The sequence below is a fragment of the Phocaeicola abscessus CCUG 55929 genome (assembly GCF_000312445.1).
Taxonomy (GTDB): domain Bacteria; phylum Bacteroidota; class Bacteroidia; order Bacteroidales; family Bacteroidaceae; genus Phocaeicola; species Phocaeicola abscessus.
In genome coordinates this window covers 216,219-238,914 of sequence record NZ_HE997183.1, presented here as the reverse complement: position 1 = coordinate 238,914, position 22,696 = coordinate 216,219, and the positions used below count along the sequence as shown (strand labels likewise).

General features: G+C 42.0%; 17 protein-coding genes and 4 pseudogenes. 6 read left to right on the top strand and 15 right to left on the bottom strand.

Going from position 1 to position 22,696, the window contains the following annotated elements; genetic code table 11:
* Position 1: 1 nt before the first annotated feature.
* Together BN102_RS05020 and BN102_RS05015 are read right to left on the bottom strand one after the other, a co-directional pair.
* A complete protein-coding gene (locus tag BN102_RS05020) occupies positions 2-1,042 on the bottom strand; it encodes an agmatine deiminase family protein (protein WP_019208004.1) in 1,041 nt (346 codons plus the stop codon).
* Positions 1,039-5,508, bottom strand: a complete 4,470-nt coding sequence (locus tag BN102_RS05015) for a translocation/assembly module TamB domain-containing protein (RefSeq protein ID WP_019208003.1) — start codon at positions 5,506-5,508, stop codon at positions 1,039-1,041. The genes BN102_RS05020 and BN102_RS05015 overlap by 4 nt, the downstream gene beginning before the upstream one ends.
* Positions 5,509-5,804: 296 nt before the next feature.
* Here BN102_RS05015 and BN102_RS11225 point away from each other — a divergent pair, with 296 nt between their 5' ends.
* Positions 5,805-5,927, top strand: coding sequence for a hypothetical protein (locus tag BN102_RS11225; RefSeq protein WP_019208001.1), 123 nt, complete (start codon positions 5,805-5,807; stop codon positions 5,925-5,927).
* Between the two features lie 115 nt (positions 5,928-6,042).
* Positions 6,043-7,230: an MFS transporter gene (locus tag BN102_RS05010; protein ID WP_019208000.1), complete on the top strand. Its 1,188-nt coding sequence runs from the start codon at positions 6,043-6,045 to the stop codon at positions 7,228-7,230.
* 184 nt (positions 7,231-7,414) lie between these two features.
* On the opposite strand, the gene BN102_RS05005 is transcribed toward BN102_RS05010, so the two are convergent.
* Positions 7,415-9,223, bottom strand: coding sequence for a glycoside hydrolase family 2 protein (locus BN102_RS05005; protein WP_019207999.1), 1,809 nt, complete (start codon positions 9,221-9,223; stop codon positions 7,415-7,417).
* Between the two features lie 439 nt (positions 9,224-9,662).
* On the opposite strand from BN102_RS05005, the gene BN102_RS05000 reads away from it, so the two are divergent.
* Positions 9,663-10,502 carry a CPBP family intramembrane glutamic endopeptidase gene (locus BN102_RS05000; RefSeq protein ID WP_019207997.1) on the top strand — a complete coding sequence of 280 codons (840 nt, stop codon included), beginning with the start codon at positions 9,663-9,665 and terminating at the stop codon, positions 10,500-10,502.
* Here the strand turns inward: BN102_RS05000 and BN102_RS04995 are convergent.
* Complete coding sequence (locus BN102_RS04995; RefSeq protein WP_019207996.1) at positions 10,423-11,250, bottom strand: glycerophosphodiester phosphodiesterase family protein; 828 nt, start codon at positions 11,248-11,250, stop codon at positions 10,423-10,425. The genes BN102_RS05000 and BN102_RS04995 overlap by 80 nt on opposite strands.
* 610 nt (positions 11,251-11,860) lie before the next feature.
* Here BN102_RS04995 and BN102_RS04990 point away from each other — a divergent pair.
* Positions 11,861-12,928 (top strand): glycosyltransferase family 4 protein, encoded by a 1,068-nt coding sequence (locus tag BN102_RS04990; RefSeq protein ID WP_019207995.1) that lies wholly within the window; start codon positions 11,861-11,863, stop codon positions 12,926-12,928.
* A 269-nt stretch (positions 12,929-13,197) separates the two neighbouring features.
* Here BN102_RS04990 and BN102_RS04985 read toward each other — a convergent pair whose 3' ends face one another.
* The 4 genes and pseudogenes from BN102_RS04985 to BN102_RS11155 form a co-directional block, all read right to left on the bottom strand.
* Positions 13,198-13,569 carry a hypothetical protein gene (locus BN102_RS04985; RefSeq protein ID WP_019207994.1) on the bottom strand — a complete coding sequence of 124 codons (372 nt, stop codon included), beginning with the start codon at positions 13,567-13,569 and terminating at the stop codon, positions 13,198-13,200.
* Between the two features lie 382 nt (positions 13,570-13,951).
* Positions 13,952-14,176, bottom strand: coding sequence for a hypothetical protein (locus tag BN102_RS10890; protein WP_156810940.1), 225 nt, complete (start codon positions 14,174-14,176; stop codon positions 13,952-13,954).
* 200 nt (positions 14,177-14,376) lie between these two features.
* Positions 14,377-14,854 (bottom strand): annotated as a pseudogene (locus tag BN102_RS04980) (IS982 family transposase); the annotation flags it as partial.
* 75 nt (positions 14,855-14,929) lie between these two features.
* Positions 14,930-15,037 (bottom strand): annotated as a pseudogene (locus BN102_RS11155) (IS982 family transposase); the annotation flags it as partial.
* Between the two features lie 12 nt (positions 15,038-15,049).
* Here BN102_RS11155 and BN102_RS11280 point away from each other — a divergent pair.
* Positions 15,050-15,349 (top strand): annotated as a pseudogene (locus BN102_RS11280) (IS982 family transposase); the annotation flags it as partial.
* 124 nt (positions 15,350-15,473) lie between these two features.
* On the opposite strand, the gene BN102_RS04970 reads toward BN102_RS11280, so the two are convergent.
* The 6 genes and pseudogenes from BN102_RS04970 to BN102_RS10710 form a co-directional block, all read right to left on the bottom strand.
* Complete coding sequence (locus BN102_RS04970) at positions 15,474-16,166, bottom strand: ABC transporter ATP-binding protein (protein WP_019207992.1); 693 nt, start codon at positions 16,164-16,166, stop codon at positions 15,474-15,476.
* 923 nt (positions 16,167-17,089) lie between these two features.
* Entirely contained in the window at positions 17,090-18,001 is a 912-nt protein-coding gene (locus tag BN102_RS04960; protein WP_019207990.1) for a radical SAM protein, read from the bottom strand.
* Positions 18,002-18,193: 192 nt separating this feature from the next.
* Positions 18,194-18,910, bottom strand: coding sequence for a B12-binding domain-containing radical SAM protein (locus tag BN102_RS04955; RefSeq protein WP_019207989.1), 717 nt, complete (start codon positions 18,908-18,910; stop codon positions 18,194-18,196).
* A 38-nt stretch (positions 18,911-18,948) separates the two neighbouring features.
* Entirely contained in the window at positions 18,949-20,397 is a 1,449-nt protein-coding gene (locus BN102_RS04950) for a hypothetical protein (RefSeq protein WP_019207988.1), read from the bottom strand.
* Between the two features lie 149 nt (positions 20,398-20,546).
* Positions 20,547-20,690 (bottom strand): hypothetical protein, encoded by a 144-nt coding sequence (locus BN102_RS10880; protein WP_156810939.1) that lies wholly within the window; start codon positions 20,688-20,690, stop codon positions 20,547-20,549.
* Positions 20,691-21,323: 633 nt separating this feature from the next.
* Positions 21,324-21,428, bottom strand: a pseudogene (locus BN102_RS10710) (transposase); the annotation flags it as partial.
* A gap of 9 nt (positions 21,429-21,437) precedes the next feature.
* On the opposite strand from BN102_RS10710, the gene BN102_RS04945 reads away from it, so the two are divergent.
* Positions 21,438-21,989 carry a DUF6261 family protein gene (locus BN102_RS04945; protein WP_198006552.1) on the top strand — a complete coding sequence of 184 codons (552 nt, stop codon included), beginning with the start codon at positions 21,438-21,440 and terminating at the stop codon, positions 21,987-21,989.
* Between the two features lie 180 nt (positions 21,990-22,169).
* Here BN102_RS04945 and BN102_RS04940 read toward each other — a convergent pair whose 3' ends face one another.
* Entirely contained in the window at positions 22,170-22,691 is a 522-nt protein-coding gene (locus BN102_RS04940; RefSeq protein WP_019207986.1) for a lipid-binding protein, read from the bottom strand.
* Positions 22,692-22,696 lie beyond the last annotated feature (5 nt).

Sequence of the window (22,696 nt, the reverse complement as noted above, 5' to 3'; positions counted from 1 at the left end):
GTTATTTATGGATGAAAACGTTTGCGGGATATTGCATGGTGGCACAATGCAACGAACCGTGTTGCCGGATGAGTGCCCGACAGTCGATACCGACCGTTTCCCTTCCGGGGAAGGCTTGTGCCAAGGCTTCCTTTGCTTCCAGGTCGTAGAGGGGCTGCCCGTATGTCGGATAGAGCACGGCTTCGTTCATGATCAGGAAATTGGCGTAGGTGGCGGGCAGTCGCCTGCCGAGTTCGTCGTATTCGGGCAAAGCCATGGGGAGCGGTAGCAGCCGGAAGGGTTTGCCTTCCGGGGTACGGAACGTGTGCAGTTCTTTTTCCATCCGTCGCAAGGCCTCGAAGTGCTCGTCTGTCGGATCTGTACACTTCACGTAGGCGATCGTGTCGTTCGGGCAGAGTCGCACCAATGTGTCGACGTGCGAATCGGTATCATCGCCGGCTAAATGTCCGTGATGCAGCCATAGTATTCGCGTCGCACCCAAGCGCTCTCGGAGCACGGCTTCGATCTCGCGGACCGTCATCGGTTCGTTACGATTGGCTGCCAGTAGGCATCCGGTCGTGGTGAGAAGCGTTCCTTTCCCGTCGCTCTCGATGGAGCCACCTTCCAAAACGAAGTCCCGACAATCCAGATAAGTTCCGTGCAGTATCCCCGTCCGATACAGTTGGATATTGACCTGATTATCCCAATTGGCAGCGAACTTCATGCCCCATCCATTGAAACGAAAGTCGAGCAGGAGCGGTCGACCTTCCGGGTCGACGAGGGTGAGAAAGCCGTAGTCGCGTACCCACGTGTCGTTGGTGGGGCACGCGCAGAAAGTGATGTTTTCGGCAAGCAATCCGTTCGTTCGCAGGCACGTCTTCACCTTTTCCGGGTCGGGGGCGAGGATGAGCAACGGCTCTCGTCGGCTGATTTCGCTGATTAGAGCGAGGTAACAGCGTTGTACTTCGTCGAGCATATGCACCCAATCGGTTTCGGCGTGCGGCCAGGCTATCTGTATCAGGCTTTGCCTGTGCCATTCGGCTGGTAAACAATATCGGTTCATCGTTCTTTCAAATAAATCGTCGTCGACGCTTCCTGCCTTTTCTTTTTTCGTAGGAAACGTTTGAACATCTCCCCCCAGTGGTCGAAGTCTCTTTTATAGATCAATCCGATGCCTTGTGTCGTCAGGGTTGACTTTACGAAGTAGCGATCATTCGTTTGGTTATATCCTTTCAGTTGCCATTCTCCATTCTTGGTGAGCAGCCATCTCGCTTCGAAGTCGCCTACAAAGTTGGTGTTCGCTAAAGCATTATCGCGATAGCCGAAGTTCCCGTTGATCAGTAGCCGATTGTTCAACAGTCTTCCTGAGAGGATGGCTTCCGCCTCCACGTCGCTCCACCCTTCCTGCCCAGTGCTAAGGTTGGCGCCGATGTTCCAGTTCTTGTTCGTCATCCATTGCGACAGCATCTTGTTAAGCTGACTCGACAGGGTGGTAAAGGCTAAGGAACTGGTAGCGTTCGACTGAGTGGAATTGACGGCGTAATCGTACGTATAAAACTTACCGATGCCCAAGAGATAGATGATTTGCGTATTCATCTGTTCTTCGGTGGCTGTGATGTTTCTTACCAATTCGCGGTCTTCCTCATTGACGGTCGGCAATTCCAGATCGAAGTGGATTTCCGGGTCGCTCAAATTCCCCGACAGATTCATCAAACAGTTTACGCGGACTGTCGACTGGGTCTGGCTGATGTCACCGAGACCCAAGTCGCTCAACGAGACAGACGGAACCGTATAGACCGCCTGAACATTCACATTGGCATGATACGGATCGCCTGAAAACGAGACGGTACCTCCCTGGTTGAGTGCGAAGTCCTTCCGGATGATTTCTTGCATGCTCAGCTTGTAAATGCCTCGATTGATGGTATATGTACCGAACATTTTGAACTCGCCTTTGTTATAGTAGTTCACATGCAGGTTGCCCGTTCCGTTGGCGGAAATAAAGTCGCCGGCTACCGGATTCATGATAATCCGCATGGTTGCGTTTTCTGTGGCATCGATGAGCATATCCATCCGGACATCCATGGGAGGACCTTCTTCTTCCTCTTCTTTTTTCACGTCGGAGGGGTGATAAAAATGCGTTTGAATGCCGTCTTGCATTCTTCTCGGCGTTTTATCCACGAACGTGATGAACTGATTGTCTGCGGCTTCCGTCGTAATACCTGTCACGTAGGTGAATTCCGTATTGTTGCCTGAAGCTACGTTGGCATGAACGGTCAGCGTATTGTTACCGCCGTCGAGGATGACGTTTCCCGTCCCGTAGATTTTGCCGTAGAAGGGTACGTCGCCGGTGTTTTGCGTATTATACATCAACAGATTGGTGCCGTTGATATCGAAATGGTATGTCAGATTCGTCAGTTTTCGGTGATGCACATAGCCGTTGACGCTGCCGCGATGATTTTCCATATCCGTAATACGAACTTGGCGGAAGTCGATCAATCCGGGTCTCAGATGAACGGAATCATTCGGAATAGTGAATCCCGTATTTAGGATGGTGACGAATCCGTTGGCCGTAGCTCTGACGTCTCCTTCGAGGTCGAGGGCGGATAAAGGGCCGAAGAGTCGGACATATCCGTTGGCACGTCCGTTGAACTGGCTGAATATACCCTTTACGAAAGGATAGAGGAATCCGATGTCGGTGCTGTCTGCTCGAATGCGCAGGTCGAGTCCTTCTTTTTTCGGGGATACGAATCCCGTTACGTTCGTCTTCGATATACCTCTCTCTTCCATGTCGGCCCACAGTCTGACGCCTTCGAGAGCTTTATCCCATTGCCCGCGGATCTTCGCTTCTCCCAACGGAGACTTGTTCAGCAGGAAGTGATGCACGTTCAGGTCTGTATTCATGGTCATCTCTCCTAAGACTCCTTTTAGATCGATCTTTCCGGTAATCTGTCCGCCGAATTCGACGGCGTCGAATCGTACCATGGAGAGCAGATAGCTTAAATCGATATTCTTTAAGTCGATCAAACAGGAATCTTTGGGATGTTTGGTCAGCCGCCCGTTTACCCGAATGTACTGATTTCCGTGCTCGAACAGAAAATTATTGACGGAGACGAATCCCGAATCTATTTCTATTCGGGATTCGTGTACATTCCAGACCGTATCGTTCATAACCACCCGGGTGGGTTCGATATCTATTCGAGCCTGGAGGAACGGATGTTTGCCCTCGTGCTTGCGAAAATAAGTGTTCGAAGCTAATTTTCCAACATACGTTTCATTCGTATTGTTTCCCCAATTAATAATGGTTTCCAGTTTATTGTTCTTCGCCTTAACATCCGCCGAGAGATTCAGCATGCTCCCGCTATTGAGTAACATACCGGTGCGAATGCGACAGAGGAACTGATCGGACGTATTTTCGCAAAGGAGGCTGCCGGAATCATACCAGGTGTTCCGATAGCGGAATTCGGGGAAATGTCCTTCTATATGAACCTTTTCTTCGTAATCGTTTATGCTTCCCGTCAACGTTGCCGGATAATGTAACTGTATGGGGATCAGAAAGATCTTCTCGAAGAAGGTAGCATCGTCGATGCGGAAGCTGAAATGGAAATGATTATGCGTAGCCGCCTGATTTTGTTCCGGTGTCAGCAGGGAAGGGATGTATCGTCGTACCGTCTGCAAGATGCTGGCCGGCAAGGTCTTATAGGAATAATCGCCTTTGACGTTCGCATGGAGGAAGGAAGAACTGATGTACAACTCTTTTTCCCTTCCACTGAGCTTGGTGGCGGCAATAGTCAGGTTGTCCAGGAAGTATTCCGCACTGTCGGGGTTGGCGAGGAGCAGGCTGTCTATAGAGATCGTACCGATCAGATCGTCTATGGAATGTCCTGTAAAGTCGGCGGTAAGATTGAATGAGATCTCCTTCTTTTCATAGTTCTTCGTGAGGTGTAGTTCGTTGGGACGCAGTTTGCTGACTGTAGTTCTGATATTGTAAACAGGCATGGCTTGAGCCCGGTTGAACATTCCTTGCAGCTCGATGGTGCCGTTGATATCGTTCAGCGTAAGTCGGCCGTTAAAACCGCCGTCTTTGAATTTCCCGTCCATCAGGATGTTTTTATAGTCGTATCGGCCGTATTCCAACGAAGCGATCACTCCTTTGATCGAGGTTTCCGGGTAATTGTTTCGATAGTTGAATCCGTTGAAGTCGATGTTCAGATCAGCTCTCCCGAACCGATGATTGTCAATGAGCTTTCCGACGTTCAGGTCGGTGCTCGTCATAGTGCCGGTGTAGCTTCTGTTATTCTCCTCGTCGATATCCATTCGCATTTCTCCTTTTAGTTCTCCGATGCCGGATCGCATCGTCCCGACGAAGTTCAGTTTGTTCAGGCGGCCGCTCGCTTCTCCTTTCAGCTGGAGGAAGTCTATGTTTTGAATGAAAGGGGGAGTATTTCCGAGAAATGCTTTGGCAATGAAATCGATGCCGTTTTTATCCATCTCTCCCCGAAGTAATTTACTATGGATACGCATGTCCTTTTTCGCATTCCAGCCATGGATGTTCGCTTCTCCTTCGATGACGATGCCGTTAGAATTCGTGATTTTGAGAACCGGGCTCGCGAGGTCGTACCCTTTCCCCGCGAATTCGAGATTCACGTTGAAGGAGGTTTCCAGCGAAGAGAGGGCGGGGAGGAAAGGCGCGATGTCTTGGGGAGAAATGGAGGCGACTAACTTTCCGTTGTAACCTACGGTGTCGTGTCGGCGAATCGATTTTTCCCCATTGCTATACGCACAGACGAACGAATCGACTTTTACGGTCGAATTCGCAAGCCCGACATGGACGTTGCTGACAATGAATTCTCTACGATTTGCTACCACTTTGGAAGCGAATTTCTTTAACGCAAACCCGGATTGCTCGTCGAAGCTGATTCTGCTGATAGTAGCGTGAAGCGTATCTTTTCGGAGTACTTTTAAAGAGACGGTAGCCGTTAGGTTGTCGATGCCGATATGGTGGATATTGAATTTACCGGGTGTCGGAGGTTCCGAAAAGACGTCATAGTTGATTTGACCGCGGCGAACCAATACGGAATTTATGCGTAAATCGATGTTGAACGGTTTGGACACCGTATCCGTTGAGGCCAGTGCGTCGACGATGAACTGAAAATTCGTCTGCTCTTCGTACGACGGTCGGCTCAGGTTGGCTGTAAAACCGAAAAGCTGGACGCTGTTGATGCGTATCTTTCCTTCAAACAGCGGGAGCACATCGAATTTGGCGGAGAGCCGGGCTATCTGCACCAATGTTTTGTTTTGTCGGTCGTTGATCCTTACCTGCTCGATGATGATTCGGTTGAATAATCCTATGTCGATCTTCCCTATGGAAAGTTCCGTATGGAGTTTGCTCCTCAATTCTCGGGTGACGGCCGCAGTGATCTTTCCCTGAACATACGGCATGTTCAGCAGTATGATTATACTCAGATAAAGTCCTATGACGACGCTTATCAGCATATATATCGAATATTTCAATCTCTTCGAAACGTCCATTTTTCATTCGGTTGACAAAGGTATGAATTCTGCGGAACGTGTCCTAACGATTCTTTACTTTTTAACAACAAATCAACCGTTTAGGAATATTACTTTTTGTTTACGAAATTGCATGCCAGAAAGAAAAGGGATTCCTTCCGGGAGTTTTGTAATGCCACAACTTGTCGCCGTGCAAAATGTTAAAAATATGAAGATTGCAGCCATCTGACGGTGAAAGGACTCACTGTAAAGGTTACCGCTCATCTGTCGAGTGGAGGAATTGTCCTGCAAAGAAATAGCGATGTGATGATTGCCGATTGTTTTTTGAAACGACAGGTATCCCCGTCGATGCGCGGGGACAGATGAATGCGGAAGTGAAAGTGATCGATTGTAAAACCTCTTCGGGAGCAGAAGTGAAGGTGCAGAATGCTATCGACTGAAGCTGTCGATCTCCGGGAACAAGAGGATAATAGTTCGACGCATATCATGTTTAACGGGAAAAGGAATGCTGTTTCGGAAAGGAATTGCTAATTTTGTGCCGTTAAACAGAAATCTATGGAAGAAAAGAAAGAATCGCTTTGGAACGCAAATTACAGGAAAGTAATGGCGGCCAATTTTTCCCTCTTCTTCGCCTTTTACCTGCTTACTCCCTTATTACCGCTTTATTTGAGCGAAACGCACCATGCTACGAAGGATGTCATAGGCCTGGTGCTTTCGGGCTATACGATGACGGCGCTCGTCTTTCGGCCGTTCAGCGGCTACGTCGTCGACAGTTTTCCCCGGAAGAAAGTGCTGATGTGGTGTTTCTTTTTTTTCTTTATCTTCTTTGCCGGGTATTTGGCGGCGAGTACCTTGCTGCTTTTCGCTGTGATACGCACACTTCACGGCGGACCATTCGGCGCTTTGACCGTAGCCAACACCACTACTGCCATCGATGTGCTCCCCTCGTCTCGACGGAACGAAGGAATCGGCTATTACGGGCTGAGTAATAACCTGGCCATGGCTATGGCTCCTACCATCGGTATCTTTATCTATAAATACGTGCATAACTTTGATGTACTCTTTGGAATAGCTCTCTTCGTGGCAGGTATCGGCTTTTTCATCGATTTGACCGTTCGAATACCTGAGCGGGAAATCATGACGAACAAGCGTAAGGTTTCACTCGACCGTTTTTTTCTGTTCAAAGGCTGGATGATGGGCGTGAACATACTTTTCTTTGGATTTTGTTTCGGTGTGTTGAGCAATTACTTAGCTATTTACGGCAAAGAAATATTAGGGATGACAGGAGGGACGGGCACTTATTTCATGCTGTTGTCCGTAGGGCTGATGCTGTCACGTCTGCAAGGTTCCCGATCGTTGCGGTCTGGGAAGCTGACCCGGCATGCGGCCGAGGGAATTCTGTTGTCAACAGCGGGGTATACGTTGTTCGTAGCTTGCCCCGATGCTTTCGGGTATTATCTGTCTGCAATGCTGATCGGTTTGGGGAACGGGCACCTGTGGCCTGCCTTTCAGAACATGTTTATCAGTGTAGCCGATCATAACGAGCGGGGAACGGCCAATTCCACCCTCCTCGTGTCGTGGGATATAGGCATTGGATTGGGGATTCTGTTAGGCGGGGTGATCGTCGAAATTGTCGGTTATCGTTTTGCTTTTTGGAGCGTCTCGCTCGCTCATATCTTCGGTGCACTTCTATATTTTATCGCAACGGAAAAGTTCTACCTCAAAAGGAGGATTGTCGAGTAGGGAAGGAGTTTTTTAATTGCCGCCTTTTTTCGATGAACAGTTTTTTGAAAGTAATCGAGGCTGTATCAGAATAAAAGGTCTGCAAGAGCGTTCCCTTAAAAACTGCTCCCCCTGGAGCAGGGGAGCAGCTGGTTGTTTTCAAGTTGGAGGGTGTGAAAAGGTAAAGTCAAAAGGATATGCGTTTTTATTTCAATGATTTGCAAATCTGCTGATTGATAGCGCGAATACGATCTTCTTCCATCTTGATGACCTTTCTGTCGTACGTCATTAGTCCGTTCACTTCTATTTCGACGTCAGTCGTCTGCGTATAAACGCCTGCCGAGAAACCGCGAGCGATCATATCGTAAAGCATTCCTGCATACTTCATATATTCATCGGTTACTTCTTTCGAAGAGTTGAACTTGATATAGCCCCAGTTTTGATCCTGTTTCCAGACATGATCTTTGATGGCCCAGCCGATGCCGCCAAATTCCCCGAGAACAGTAGCCCGCGAGCCGTCGAACAGATACATTTTCGGTTGCGGATAATGGTGCAAGTCGAGGATATCGCCGCAATGATAGTGATTGCCTCCACTGGCAGGGTTCACTAAACGGGAAGGATCATAAGTTTTCGTCCAGTCCACGATCTCCGGAGTTTTGAACTGCCCCCATGCTTCGTTGAACGGAACCCACGTTCCTATGCAGGGATTATTATATAAGTAATCGATGATCTCTTTCCATTCTTTCCGATAATTCGCTTCTGATTCTGCCGAACGTACGCATTCCACCGCATTGAAATACTCATGGCTTTGCCAAAGGGGGCCTTTATCGCCATTGGGCATGTCTTGCCAAACGATGATGCCCAATCGATCGCAATGGGTATACCAACGAGCCGGCTCCACCTTTACATGCTTTCGGATCATGTTGAAACCGAAATCTTTTGTCTGCTGAATATCAAACTTCAAGGCTTCGTCGGTCGGAGCGGTATAAAGGCCGTCGGGCCACCATCCCTGATCCAACGGACCGTATTGGAAAAGCGGCTTATTGTTCAGCTGCATCCGGACAACGCCGTTTTCATCTCTCCCAACAGCATATTTACGCATAGCCGTGTAACTCGACACTTCGTCCAGCGTTCTGCCGTCGCGTTTGACACGGATCTTCAAGGTGTAGAGAAAAGGATTTTCGGGCGACCAAAGCTTGGCATCTTCAGGCATGTCGATACTTACTTTTTCTCCATTGATGCTCCTGCCCTCGGCAATCAACGTTTTGCCATCGTAAACATTCACTTCTACCAAATCGGAAGGCACGACGCCGCTGATACACGATCCGACACTTAGCTTATGAGCATCGATATCCGGCGTGATACGGAGATGATCGATATGTACTTTATGAACCGGTTCCAACCAGACTGTCTGCCAGATGCCCGTCACGGAAGTATACCAGATTCCATTCGGGTTTTTGGTTTGTTTACCTACGGGCTGATAGCCGTCGTCGGTCGGATCCCAAACACGGACGGTCAACAGGTTTTTCTGTTGCAACGCCGCCGTAATATCGAAAGAGAAAGGGGTATAACCTCCGGTATGATTGCCTACCTTTATATCATTGACCCATACTTCGGCTTTCCAATCGACCGCCCCGAAATGCAGGAGTATCTGTTTTCCTTTCCAGTTTGATGGGAGTTCGAATGAACGCTGGTAAATCAATTCATGCTCTTTCCCGACAGTTTTTCCTACTCCCGACAGGGACGATTCTACGGCAAAAGGCACTAAGATCTGTCCGTCGAACGATTTCGGCATATTGCCGCTCCGTTCAACGATGGCATAATTCCATAAACCATTCAGGTTCTTCCATTCCGGACGTTCCATGATCGGGCGAGGATATTCGGGCAACACATGCAGGGGATCCACTTGTTCGGCCCACTTCGTTTTAATTTTATCACCGGCAGGTTTCCATTGAGCAAAGACATTCGTCAGCGTCAATCCCCACACCAAAACTAAAAGGATTACTTTTTTCATATGATTGAATTTAATTTGAGTGAACAAATTAAAGAAAATAAATGCAAACGAAAGCGTATTTCCTCGAAATATATTTTCAGAAAAAGATTCTGCACGGCATCCTTGACGACTTCTTCTTCTTCTCCCAAGCTTATTCCATAGACATACAAGTCGTTTATACAAAATCGATAGAAAAATAGAAAAGGAAAATGCATACTCATCTGCTTCTTTGAATCTTGTAAATAAACGAAACATCATCAGGGGCGAGAACGTTCATGATCGGCGCGATTTCATATGTATGTTGCGGTAACATGTACATAAAAATATCGATCTGTAAACCGATCGAATGGAAAAATAATTCCCGCTCGAGCATACTATCCGGTAGTTTTCTTTCCTTTTTTCTCCGCTGTCTTTTTGCGAATAAGCGAAGATACGTTACATTTGCAATGCTAAAGAATATATGATGGATTACTTAAAAAATACATTCCGCACAGTGATTGTCCCTGTAAAACTTATCTTTTATTATCTCCTCTATCAGTTGGGAAGCACTTATGCCGTCAAGTTTCTGTTAGCGAGTATAAATAAGTTCGTTCCGATAACAGAAGAGGTGCGTACTATCTATGCCACTTCCGTGGGATTGGTTCTTTCGGGCGTCTTGATGATCGTTCACCTGATCCTGTTCGAGTATATCAAATTCAACCGGCAGAGTTGGAAGGAAGTATCGCCAAAGACCGTTTTCGTTTGTCTGCCGTTGATTATTTCCGCCTTGATTTCATCGAACATAGCCAACGAGGTCATCGCACTGCCCGATCTCTTTCAAGGTATATTCTTCGAGATGAGTCGCAATATCTTCGGATTGCTCTCCATGGTTATCGTTGCTCCCATTGTGGAAGAAATGCTTTTTCGGGGGGGGATCGAAGGATTCTTGCTACGCCGAGGCCTTCGTCCTGCCAAGGCGATATGTCTATCCGCCCTCCTCTTCGGACTTACCCATGTGAACCCCGCACAGGTCATATTCGCCCTGTTTTTGGGTTTGATCTTCGGATGGCTGTATTACCGTACGGGAAGCATCATCCCCAGTATGGCAGGACATATGCTGAACAATTCCGTAGCTGCTGTCCTGATAGCGACCAGTTCGATGGAGGAAATGGGCAAGACCACGGCCGATATCCTCGGGAATACGGCTACCTATTTCCTGTGGGCCGTGAGTATAAGCGTTCTTATCGCCTCTTTCCTGTATCTGAAAAAGTATTTGCCCCCATCGCCTTTCGGCTGTTCGGACCGGTCGGCTGTTTCCTAATCAGCTCCTGCCCTTCCACCGGATCATTGGTCGTGATGAAGTCAACTCCCATTTCGATGAATGCAGGGATATTCTCTGCCTTCACGGTCCATACGTTGACTTTCAGGCCTAAATCGTGTGCCTTTTTGATCCACTCTGGGTGTTTTAATAGCACATGCTGCTCATAATCCAAGCCGGCGAACCCGAGTGTTTTCAGGTCGGCAGGAGCAACTTCGCCGTTCAGATAGTAAACATCGGCCGACGGAACCAACCGAATCAAATCCTTACACATATTCATGCTGAAAGAAATGTAATCCACTCGATCGTCCAAGCTATACTTTCTCACCAAATCGACCGCCGCCAGAACGGCACGGTCTTCATTCACCACCCGTCGATGACTCTTCAGTTCGAGGATCAACCTCAATCCGGGTATCTTGGCGCCTTCCGCCAGGAACTGTTCCAAGGTCGGCAACTTCTCCCCGTTGGGCAACACCAGATCTTTCAAATCCCGCTCGTATGAGGCCTCTTCAATACGTATCCCCTGAATAGTCGGGTCGTGATGCACCACCAATACATGATCGGTGGTAATATATACATCGAACTCTGATCCGAAGACGCCGAGCCGGCCGGCATTTTGCAGTGAATTGACAGTATTCTCGTACGAACCTTCCGTTTTCCAATAACCGCGATGAGCGATTATTTGCGTCTGACTGAAAGCCGCTGTCAAACACGCGAGGATGACAGCGAATGATAATAAAAAGCGTTTCATGTACCTTCGATTTGTTTTGGATGTAAAGATAACTAATTCGTGACAAAAAATAAAATTAGATGGACACAATTACGGGGATATTGCATGGGTCGGCATCAAGTATTAAAAAACGTTTTTTCGTGATTGTGCAGAAAAAGATTGAACCATTGACATCAGGATCAAAATAAATACATTTTTTTCATTTTATACATGTGAAATTTGCCCGTGAATATGCGAAAATATCTCCATTTTTTCTGAAGTGATATGATCCCACATCAATATTTCCTCCGATATGTTGAGGAAAAAATCGACGGAACGATGTGCTGAGGCATCATATCGTAAGTGTTGCATAACTTGGGCACTTCCATTTACAACTCGTGAATGACTCTCATATGTCTTTGATTTGTTTTCTGCTTAAAAACTAACCGCGCTCGAATCGCTTTAGCCGAGAGAAGAGATTGACAAGGAATTTTCCCGACGATATTAATATACCTTAATAGATACGATATATTATATGGAAAATCATTATTTTTGCAGCTCAGTAAAAATGATCACATAAAAAAATGACTTTCATTTGAGGGTACACTACGTATTCGCCATACAACGATCATATGCATTATAAGATTACATTATGAACACTGTATTAATAGATGCTTCGCATATAGGTGCATTCTGCGGATTCGGTGAGGTTACGCGGCAATATATTCACTGCCTCACTCAAGCAGAAATACCGGATATTCACTTCATCTTCCTCTTACCGGAAAAATATAAAGGTGCTTTCGGCGACAGATTCGGTTATATCTCTGTAGAAAACAAACTCGAGGAGCTACGCGATCTGAAAGAAAATATCGATCTGTGGCATGCTACCAACCAATTGTTCAAATATAGAATGCGGGGGAAAAACACCATGCAACTGCTCACTGTGCACGACTTGAATTTCTTGGAAGAGAAGCAAGGCATACACCGACTGAAGCGGATCTACAAGTTAGGCTGGCGCATCAGATGTTCCGATTGCGTGACGGTTATTTCCAACTATGTGAAACAGGATCTGCTCTCGCATGTGAATACCGGTGGAAAAGAGGTGGAAGTAATCTACAACGGCATAGCTGATCTGGAAAAGGAAGAGCGCAAGAGACCGCCGTTTATTTCGGACGATCGAGAGAAATTCCTCTTCACCATAGGTCAGGTATGCAGGAAAAAGAACTTTCACACCCTCGTACCGATGATGAAATACTTACCGGAATACAAGCTCTACATCGTGGGTGACCATCATTTCGACTATGCAGAAGAACTCAGAGAGGCGATCAGGGCGTACGGCGACAACCGGGTTTTCCTGGTGGGAAAAATTTCCGACAGCGAAAAGAACTGGCTTTATGAACATTGCACAGGCTTCCTGTTTCCGAGCAAACTGGAAGGTTTCGGGATACCCGTGTTGGAAGCGATGAGATTCAAATGCAAAGTGTTCTCGTCGAAATTCACCAGCTTGCCGGAGATAGGCGACAAGTACGCCTCTTATTGGGACAGCTATGAACCGCAAGACATGGCGGAGGTGGTGAAAAAAGGTATCGATGCCTGGGACAAGCACAGCGATTTCGCCAACGAAATGAAGGCATACTCCCTCGGATTCAACTATCAGAAATATACGGCAGCTTACCTGGCACTGTACCGGAAGATGCTGGCGGAAAGAAAGCGAAGATAGCCTCGCCGAAATTATGGGGCGTTATCGGACGAGGTGAAAAACTCTTGTTGCCCATAAAACTTTATTGTGCAAATAAAACAAAAGGCTGAATGCTCGTGTGAGTTCAGCCTTCAGGGGATTGCTTGTGCAAGAAAACTTTCATAACACTATGAGCAAGGTTACCCCCTTTCACCGGATAGTCGCTCTATGGACAGCTGTCGCCGTTCGATTGGGACGGCTTGCTTTTACGAAGACAAAAACACGAGACCTGTTATTTGGTATCTGATAACCTAATGTTGTATAACTTTAATCTCTGCACAATCGTTATCAACCATACCCCTCACATATAGCGTGCGTTTCTTTCCCGTATGATTCGGAATCGCTGTCATTTCTAATTTTGCTCCAACAAGTTTTTTGCATTTTACCGTCAACCAATTATAGGTGACTTTTAGCGAATCCATGCTTTCTTCAGAGTCTTCTGCGCCATCACCGTTGTAATTGGCGACTTCTATACTATAAAAACTATCTGTCCCAGTACAAATTTTAGTTCCGCCTTCTTTTCCAAATGTTATTTTGGAAGGATAACCGAAATTGTCGTTTTTGTCACAAGAAACCAGCAGGAGCGGAATGGATAATAAAACTATTGATATATATCTTTTCATGATCTTAAATATTTATATTGGTTTGGTATATGTTATGATACGCATATGACGATTATATTTTGTATTTTTCTTTTCCCACTCAATGCAGTCGTAATCGTTGTTGTTGCTATTGAGTTTGAAAACGCCGTTGACATAGTATCCGTTACAACGTCCATTCCATCCAAAGTCGCAATGTGCCATTTTGCAGGTATCAGACACTGTACTTGTGCTAATTAAATTTCCATTTTTGTGTTTTTCCGCGATTTTCTGTCTTACTTTCGTTTTATAACCATCGATAATCTAAGCATGACTATTAGTAAGTTGTCAGTGCGTTGGACATTCTGCTAGCTTGAGTATGTGGTATTAGTCGTATAAGTATTATTTGTGCCGCCACCTCCATCTACTATTTCATCCATAGCGTATTTACACAATATGTCAAAGCTGTTGAAAATGTGTTTGGATTGAGGAACACCTCATCGGGATAATCTTTTACAGTAAACAGGCCATCTCCACTTGCTGGAAAATCGGGATCTGTATAACTTATATCATCAGAGAAATTAACTACATATATCACATTGTCGACATCATTTGCCGCAGTGACGCGTGTAGTAGCTTGATCTAATCTCATAGGTATTACATCTGTAATTTTAGGAATTACGCCATTAGCTCTTGTTGGACTGTCCTTCAAGTGGAAGAATCTCCACCCGATAAACTTTCACTTTTTGATTAAGAAGGGGCTTACTTTTCTGAAAAACTATCCGAAACACCTGTTTATCGGTATCGCAGATAGCTAATTCATGACCTTTAGAGTTTTAGCGGACAGCAATAATTCGCAATGAAGTTATCAAAGCTCTGATGTCTGGAATGTTCAACCTGAGCAATGTTCTTTAGTTCATCATTTACGGTCTCGATGATAGCTCGTTTTCGCAGAAATAGCTCATCAGGAACGCACATCAAAGCTCCTTTCATGTTACTTTTGAGCTCGGTTATAAGTTGTATGCCATTAACGAAGAGCCTTGAAAAAAGGTTTTTACCGATGTATCCCTTATCACCAACCAATTTTCCATAGATGAATTCTACAAACGCCTTGTATTCTAACGGCTTACGGTCATCAATATCCCCTGAGGTAATCATGAAGTTTAGTAACTCACCTCGTTCATTACAGATAAGATGTAGCTTAAAGCCAAAGAGCCAGCCCATAGAACATTTCCCTCTTTGGGCAATGTCCTTCCTTATGCATGTGTATACGCTGATTCCTGCATACTCGCAAAGGCGTACTGTCGACGAAACTTATACCCGTATACTTCAATGTAAAATTGATGGATATTTGCTTATTTGGGTTTCCCGCACTATATTTAATAACGCGAGTTTGATATAAATTCTATGCAATTAGTCTGCTTTTATCAATGATTTCTATGTTCATTGCTGGCTTCTTCGGCAATAGATTGTATGCAATGAGCCCTGCTATTAGATTTGTTGTAAAGTTACTCAAATATATTGTATGGCAGATGGATTTCTGCAAGTTTTTTGATACACTGATGAAGAAGTATACACTTAAAAACAATGATAGGCGAAATTACCATCGCGATTCAACGATGTCAAAAGCAGAGGTCATGCTCATCATTATAATCCTATTTCATGATTCAGGATACCGCTGCCTGAAGCATTTCTACGTAGAAAAGGTATGCAAGTATTTACGCCACCTGTTCCCGAATGTCGTCTCATACAATCGTTTTGTGGAGCTACAGAAAGACGTTGTCATACCCTTGACTTATTCATTAAGAAGGTCTTGTTAGGTAAAATCAGCACTTAAACAATTTTAGGAAATTTCATGCGGAAAACAAATAGAAGGTATCCTTTTCGGACACCCTCGATAGAAAGTGAATCTCCGACGTAGTCAACTGCCACCCTTCTCAAGGGGGCTGTCACAAAGTGACTGAAGGGGTCATCTTCTCCTCATACTTCTTTGCTAAATTTTCTTTGAACAAAAACTTTAAGCTGTCGAATTTTTCCTTTTGGTAGGTGTTCTCTATAACTCCATTATGGAGATAATGTATTTCATTACAGATAGGTGTTAATGTATCCATGATGTGCGAGGTGACGATTACAGTCTTCCCTTGTTGCTTCAAATTCTTTATAATCTCCGTCAGAAAAAACAAAGCCTCTATATCTAACCCATTAAAGGGTTCATCGAGAATCAGAATATCTTTATCAGGGATAAGAGATGCTATGATGGCTAACTTCTTCCTCATGCCCGTAGAATAGGTATCAACCAACTCATCCAGTGGAATGTCTAATAAATTTGCTAATGTACGATAGTCATACCCCTTATTATAGTACATAAACAAATCGAGATAATCCCTGCCTGTGATAGAGCCATAAAAGAAATTCTCTGCTTGCAGATACGATATGTCTTTTTTACTTAATGGCGAATCATTATATAAAATCGTTCCGGAAGCGATATTCAACAAACCATAAAGTCCATTCAGAAAGGTTGTCTTGCCAGATCCGTTCAAACCTACCAGACCGTGTGTCAGATGGTTCTCAAAAATCACATTTAAATTGTTGAGAACTATCTTCGGACCATATTTTATCGTTAAGTTATTGACTGAAATCATGCAAATAGAATTTTAAATTTTTAGTGGCTTGAAAATATAAAAAGACGGTGATGATCAAAATAAAAGGTGCAACCGGAGTATAAGCGGCTATCTTACCTATTGAGATGACAATATTATTCCCGATATCCCGATTATTTGGTATGTAGAACATATATTTCATGCAAATGACAAAAGCAAAAGAAATGAAGCTACACACCATGAATAACGGGATTACCCAGTATAACGAGGGAAACATAATGCAATAGAACAAACAGTACGGAATGCTGATGATCAGATAGTTTCGCATGGCAATTATTAATTTTGAAAAAATCAAGGAAGAAGGTTTTTGCTCCGGTAGGCAAAGTATATTTACCGGCTCTCCGGTTCGATAGAATTCCGAACACTGGAAAGAAGTAAGCAAATATATCAGAAACGCATATTCTGTGAAAAAAGAAACTACTATGCAAAGAATATAGATGAATAACAGGTAAAATAATCCTCCGCGCACACCTGCTTTCCACTCCACAGACGATATGAACAGTTTACCAAAACGGATATTCATATTCCTTTGTTTAAACTTAGGGATACAAGAGATGATACCAACGGCCGGCAGTAAATAAAGAGCCAACAAATAATTCTTTGTGATGAATAATAAAACAAGGAACGGGAGAGATATCAGCATGTATTCTATCAGACATAAATAAATTGTCGACTGATGTAGAAATCTGATAAAATAATAGTCGCGCCGTTTTTCATGGTAGGCATATAAAAGCACACAGAACAACACGAATATAATATAGCTGCTTGATTCATCAAGAAGGTTCGTATATATAATGTAGAACAGACCAACCGCTAATACTGCAATAAATATAATATAGAACAGTGGAAGCTCTTTTATCACTCTCCAAGCGCGTTTCAACTTTAATAAGACTACATTCATATCACTAAAAATACCTTTTAAACAATAATTCGTAGTTGTCACACATCTTAATATAAAAGTTAAGAATAGTTAGGCAATCATTATCTTTGTCTCTACAAATATTCATGATGTTTTGCAAACTATTTTTTCCATTGGCCAAATTTAATAAATCAAGTTCATATTCCATCAGTTTTATTACACCATTAAATGTGGAAATAAACCATGTGTCATTTTGAAAATTATACATTACTTCCCATAACGCGATAGGATATATTACATCTAAATTTTTTGATAGATTATCTTCAGAATAATCTGTAACTGTAGTGTCTTGAAAATACAATTCATAATACCGCTTTACAATCTCACTAGACATAAAAGTGTTATACCATGGAGTTTTGATAGAGATTCTTTTTTTTTCTAATTCCAAACACCATTTTATATGTCTATCTATTTCTTTTTTACTTTTTTGACGTAATTTTTTATTTATAAAATCATATATGGTATTATTGAAAATTATTTTCCAATTTTCTAATTCTGAAAGAGAGAGATTGTTGGGAAGACAAATAGGATATTCATATCCGGAATATTGATTATATTCAAATTCATCTATCAAAATGTTTAGATTGAAGTCTTTAGATTTTTCTCTAATCAATGTACCTACGTAGGGTACTAAGTAACCAGAGCTAATAAACAAATTAAAATCAGCTAATTCCAAAAGTTCTTCGATAAAAAGTAGAGATTCCTGATATGTACTTTCATTATCTCCGGATTGACCTAAAATAATATTACCTATTAACATAACATTTTCTACTTTCGCAATTTCTTTAGCAACTACTCTCATGTCATTTAGAGAGATTCGTTTGTTTTGAATATCCAGAACTTCTTGTGATCCTGATTCTATTCCGATTTGCAAAGCTATTAAACCGGCATTTTTCATAATTGAAATTAAATCGGGATGTTTTGCTAAGATATTAGCTCTCCCTTCTGCATACCAATATATCTCATGTTTTTTTCTTAATTCTTTTATTTTATTACATATTTCTATTACACGTTTATAAGATGATGTAAAAGTACTATCTGATATAACGATAATATTATCATTAACACACTCTACAAAATAGTCTAATTCCTATAAAACCCGTTCAGGTTTTTTCTCTCTTAATCCGCTGGAATGATTTCCTTCAACACAGAAAATACAAGAATAAGGACATCCTCTTGATGAAATAAAATATTTATTCGAAATTTGTTCTGCTTTAAAAAAATCTTTCGATTCTTTTTCTGTAAAATCTTGAGGAAATAGCCAATATTTACTATCTGATGCAATTTTATATTGGGGGATAGGCAATTCATTAGGATCGAACAATTTTAAATTTACATTTCTTTTAATTTCTGTTTTATCTTTATAAGTTATCCCATCAATATGGGATAAAAATCCTATACCCTTGATGAAATGGTTTAAAAGCTTTATTATTGTATAATCGCCTTCACCCCTGATAATCACATCACAATTAGTTGAGATAATAGTTTTTATATCATCAAAAGTTGCTTGAACACCTCCTAATATTATTTTATAATTATCTTCTTGTGCAATTCTTTGTGAAATTAAAGAAACGTTATAAATATTGTCTGCAGTAGTTGTCATTCCAACAATATTACATTCATATCTTTTTAGTTCTAATATAATTTTTTCAAGGCTAAAATCTTTGATAGTTTGAATATTTAAAATTCCAAAAGAATAGTTATTCTGTTCTAACATAGCTGCTATTGGGAACAAGTAGGTTAGATAGGAATTCGCATCAGCACTTGTGTCAACACCATCTATAAATATTATATCAAGTTTTTTCATACTAAAGCTCTTTTTAACAATATGACATTATAATTGTCTTATTTTACAATAAATTTTTCAACACATCCTTCTATATAAAAATTATTACTTTTCAAATACTGAATCGCATTTGAGATGCTTTTATTGCTTTTTAAAACTTTATATATCTCATATTCCTGTCTGTTGATTTCAAAAAATACATTTTTTTGATCATTACTATAAGCATCACATGAAAGAAAAAGTTTATCTTTTTGATTATATAAATAGCTTAATATCTTAACTTGGAAACAAGATAAATCTTTTCGATTTATATCTTTAAGACGGAACCAACCATTACCTAAGAATATATATAATTGTCGGTAATTTGATTTTGCTAAAAAATAAATGTAGTAAGAAGTAAGTATATTAAAATCATTTAATCTCATATGCTTTAAAGCCATCTCTATATTGATGGATTGAGACATCAACGTAAATATTTTAGTTATAATATTCTGTTTTAATAAGGTAACATTTTTATTAATACCATTTATATGATTATATTTTGATTTTTTTCCATAATAATTATATAATGAAAAATTCCCCAAAGCTAAATCCTCATTTTTTACAAAGATTAGATTTATGTCTAACAATCCTGGTGCATGATTGTATAATTCTATGATTCTATTTGTTATTTTATTATAATCAGTCGGTACGATTTGAGAACTTAAGATAACATCGGTGTGAATGTAAGGAACACCTTTTAAACGAAGATAATCAATCATACTAATGACATCATATAAAGAATAGTTCAAAGAAAATTTTTCACAAATAACTTCATCTATGTTACTGATAAGCAATGTTACTTCTGAGAGGTTTGAATCAGCTATTAAAAGATCATCCTGCCCCAAGCAAAAAGATAAGGGATCTATATTACAACTCCAAATAAAATCATAATCATTCAAATATTTTTTCATCAGAGATGAAATATCTAATAGAAAACATTTATATTGGGAATCAAAAATAGGCTCAACCTTTATATGTTTAACTCCAGCATTTAGAATACCATTTATTTGCTTATCAATAGTATCAATACTTAATGGCTTTGTATCAATACCTGTGATTGTAAAAGATTTTTTTGCATCTTCTGCTACATTAATAGAAACTGTATTATTATCAAAAAATATTTTGTTCGTATATAGCAGCGAATCAATTTTATATTGATAAGATTCTCTTTTCGTAATTATCTTAATGATAAATTCAATATTCTTTTTTACAGGAAAGAATGTATCTATATAAATTTGCTCTTTTTCCTTATCATAATAATCAGCATGTTTGCTTTGCGTTAATTCTGAAATGAATATAAAATTGCATTTGCATAATCTTTTTAAACCTAAGAGAAAATTTTCATTCTCTTCGGTCTTAATGCAAACAACAAAATCAGAATCTCCCAAATCTTCTCTTATCTTATGATAGGAACAATCATTATAATTAAAATATCTTACAGACTCTTCTAATCTATTAAGTTCCAAATAAGAATAGATAATAACTGATATGAATTACGTTTTATATCAGGATATTTTATACTACTTAGATCCAAGAAACCATCTATAATAGTTATTTTCATAATATCTAATTTTATAGAAGGGTTGCATATTAAAATACAGCCCTTCTAAGTGAATTAATTTGCTGGCGTTGGGAATGCAATGTTAGCAACGACGGTCAATACTATTACAGCAGGCCAAAAAGCCTGAGGCTGTGAAGTTACAGCATCTCCAACCATAGGAGAAATATCTCCAAGATTTTCAATCAGTAAATCAAACATAAATGCAACGTATTATTAATTCTGTCAATACAATATGTATTAACGTTTTCAAAATTATTATTATTTTTTTATTCTCAATATTATTTTGTCAAAATCTTATATATTTTTATTCTTTAATAAAAATATATCTGTAGGTGGATTTCAATAACATGTGTAAATTACTTTATAAATATCAGCATATCCTATTTTCCGCATGAAATTACCTAAAATTGTTTAAGTGCTGATTTCCAGATGTAAAATTGATGGATATTTACTTATTTAGGTTTCCCACGCTATATTTAACGTGAGTTCGACGAAATTAAAAGAGAGTTAGCTGCGTATAAACGGTTCTTTGTACATTGATACACGACTTCTTGGGGAACATGCAGTATGCTGCAATTGCACCAAGCAAATTCGCAATTATTGCTGTCCGGTGAAAACAAATTGAAAGTCCTATAAGCCTTTATTCATCGGCAATACAGACATTATTGCTCTATGAGAGCTTACTTTTTGCTTCAAAGAGTAACCATTACAAGAAGCTATCGTTTTCACTAATATATAGGCAAATAAACGATGAATAATCTCAAAAATGATAGTTTTAACCCCTTCTTTCTTACAGTGGTCAGAGGAGAAAGGTTTTAGCGGGCAGCAATAATTCGCAATGAAGTTATCAAAGCTCTGATGTCTGGAATGTTCAACCTGAGCAATGTTCTTTAGTTCATCATTTACGGTCTCGATGATAGCTCGCTTTCGCAGAAAAGCATGCTCATGGACGAGATTTCCGATGCCGACCGCGAGTGCGATCAGCTGCTTTCGGGCTATCGAGCAGCGGTGAAAGGTTTTCGGAACGTCTCCGTACTTGCCATGGCCGACGCCGCTAAAGTGCTCTGGCAAAATCTGAAAGACTACAAGATCGACCCCAGCATGCAGCTGGAACGGGAGACGGGGCTGATCAACAATCTGATAGACGATTGCGAGAAGAAGTACGCCGCACAAGTGACCCAGCTGAGCCTGACACCCTACGTGACGGTGCTCAAGGCGGCCAATGCCAAGGTGGAGAGCCTGTTGGTGCAACGCACCGAGATCAAATCCACGCAAGTGCTGGGTGCCCTGCGCTTGGCTCGCCTGCAGAGCGACGCCGCCTATCGGCTGCTGGTAAAAATCGTCAACGCCGTGGTACTGCTGCTGGACGAAAGTAAATACGCGGCGTTCATCGACTTCGTCAACGAACTCATCGTCCGCTACAAACAGCAGGTTATCCCCTCGGAGAAAAGCGGTAAAGAACCCGAATTTCCGCCTGAAGAGGAACCGGAAGCGTAAAGATCGGAAGTATGGGTATCGACGATATCGTGCTTCGAAGTGAAAAATATTCGCATCTTTGCTTCGAAATGATATGATGATGGAAAGATGAATATATGCATGAGAGGTCTATGCTACGCGAATGTGAACGCCCCGGAAGTTGCGAAAACTTCCGGGGCGTTTCGATTAAAAAAGGAGAATCTACTCGGTAAAGCCCGAATGTTTGATTCCGGTTATTCGGTAAGTCAGATTCTTTTCATCATCGCTGAACTTGGCCGTAAAGACGATGCTGTCGGTAGGCAATCCGTGCAGGTTGCGTCCCTGCCCGAGCAGCACCTTGCCTTCGGTGATAGTCACGTTGCCGGCCTTATCGCTGTTATAGACATACTTGGTAGCCTCGCAGGAAAAAGTCTTGGCGGCATAGTCGATGGGCACGATGAGCTGCATATCGTAAAACTCGTCCTTGCCGTCTAAGTTCAACCACATCCGGTTGTCCGCGTCATCGACGGTGTTATAGGTTTTCAGCGAGGTGGTTCCCAGTCCATAAGGATCTTGGGAGAGCACGCTGCCGTCTTCTTTGATGGATTGAACGGTCACATCCCAGAAGCCCGCCATTTTCACTATTTTTGTTCCGCCTGGCTTTTCGTCGGTCTCCGTATCGCAGGCGGAGAAAACGAATACGGCCAACGCGGCGAACATGATCGTTGAAATGTATTTTCGCATAATCT

Bases quoted from the DNA above. Each gene is read 5' to 3' on its own strand.
- BN102_RS05020 (WP_019208004.1), bottom strand. From the start codon at position 1,042: ATGAACCGATATTGTTTACCAGCCGAATGGCACAGGCAAAGCCTGATA.
- BN102_RS10890 (WP_156810940.1), bottom strand. From the start codon at position 14,176: ATGAGATTAGATCAAGCTACTACACGCGTCACTGCGGCAAATGATGTC.
- BN102_RS05015 (WP_019208003.1), bottom strand. From the start codon at position 5,508: ATGGACGTTTCGAAGAGATTGAAATATTCGATATATATGCTGATAAGC.
- BN102_RS05010 (WP_019208000.1), top strand. From the start codon at position 6,043: ATGGAAGAAAAGAAAGAATCGCTTTGGAACGCAAATTACAGGAAAGTA.
- BN102_RS10880 (WP_156810939.1), bottom strand. From the start codon at position 20,690: ATGTTTGATTTACTGATTGAAAATCTTGGAGATATTTCTCCTATGGTT.
- BN102_RS04970 (WP_019207992.1), bottom strand. From the start codon at position 16,166: ATGATTTCAGTCAATAACTTAACGATAAAATATGGTCCGAAGATAGTT.
- BN102_RS05005 (WP_019207999.1), bottom strand. From the start codon at position 9,223: ATGAAAAAAGTAATCCTTTTAGTTTTGGTGTGGGGATTGACGCTGACG.
- BN102_RS05000 (WP_019207997.1), top strand. From the start codon at position 9,663: ATGATGGATTACTTAAAAAATACATTCCGCACAGTGATTGTCCCTGTA.
- BN102_RS04955 (WP_019207989.1), bottom strand. From the start codon at position 18,910: ATGAAAAAACTTGATATAATATTTATAGATGGTGTTGACACAAGTGCT.
- BN102_RS04995 (WP_019207996.1), bottom strand. From the start codon at position 11,250: ATGAAACGCTTTTTATTATCATTCGCTGTCATCCTCGCGTGTTTGACA.
- BN102_RS04985 (WP_019207994.1), bottom strand. From the start codon at position 13,569: ATGAAAAGATATATATCAATAGTTTTATTATCCATTCCGCTCCTGCTG.
- BN102_RS04990 (WP_019207995.1), top strand. From the start codon at position 11,861: ATGAACACTGTATTAATAGATGCTTCGCATATAGGTGCATTCTGCGGA.
- BN102_RS04945 (WP_198006552.1), top strand. From the start codon at position 21,438: ATGGACGAGATTTCCGATGCCGACCGCGAGTGCGATCAGCTGCTTTCG.
- BN102_RS04960 (WP_019207990.1), bottom strand. From the start codon at position 18,001: ATGAAAAATGCCGGTTTAATAGCTTTGCAAATCGGAATAGAATCAGGA.
- BN102_RS04940 (WP_019207986.1), bottom strand. From the start codon at position 22,691: ATGCGAAAATACATTTCAACGATCATGTTCGCCGCGTTGGCCGTATTC.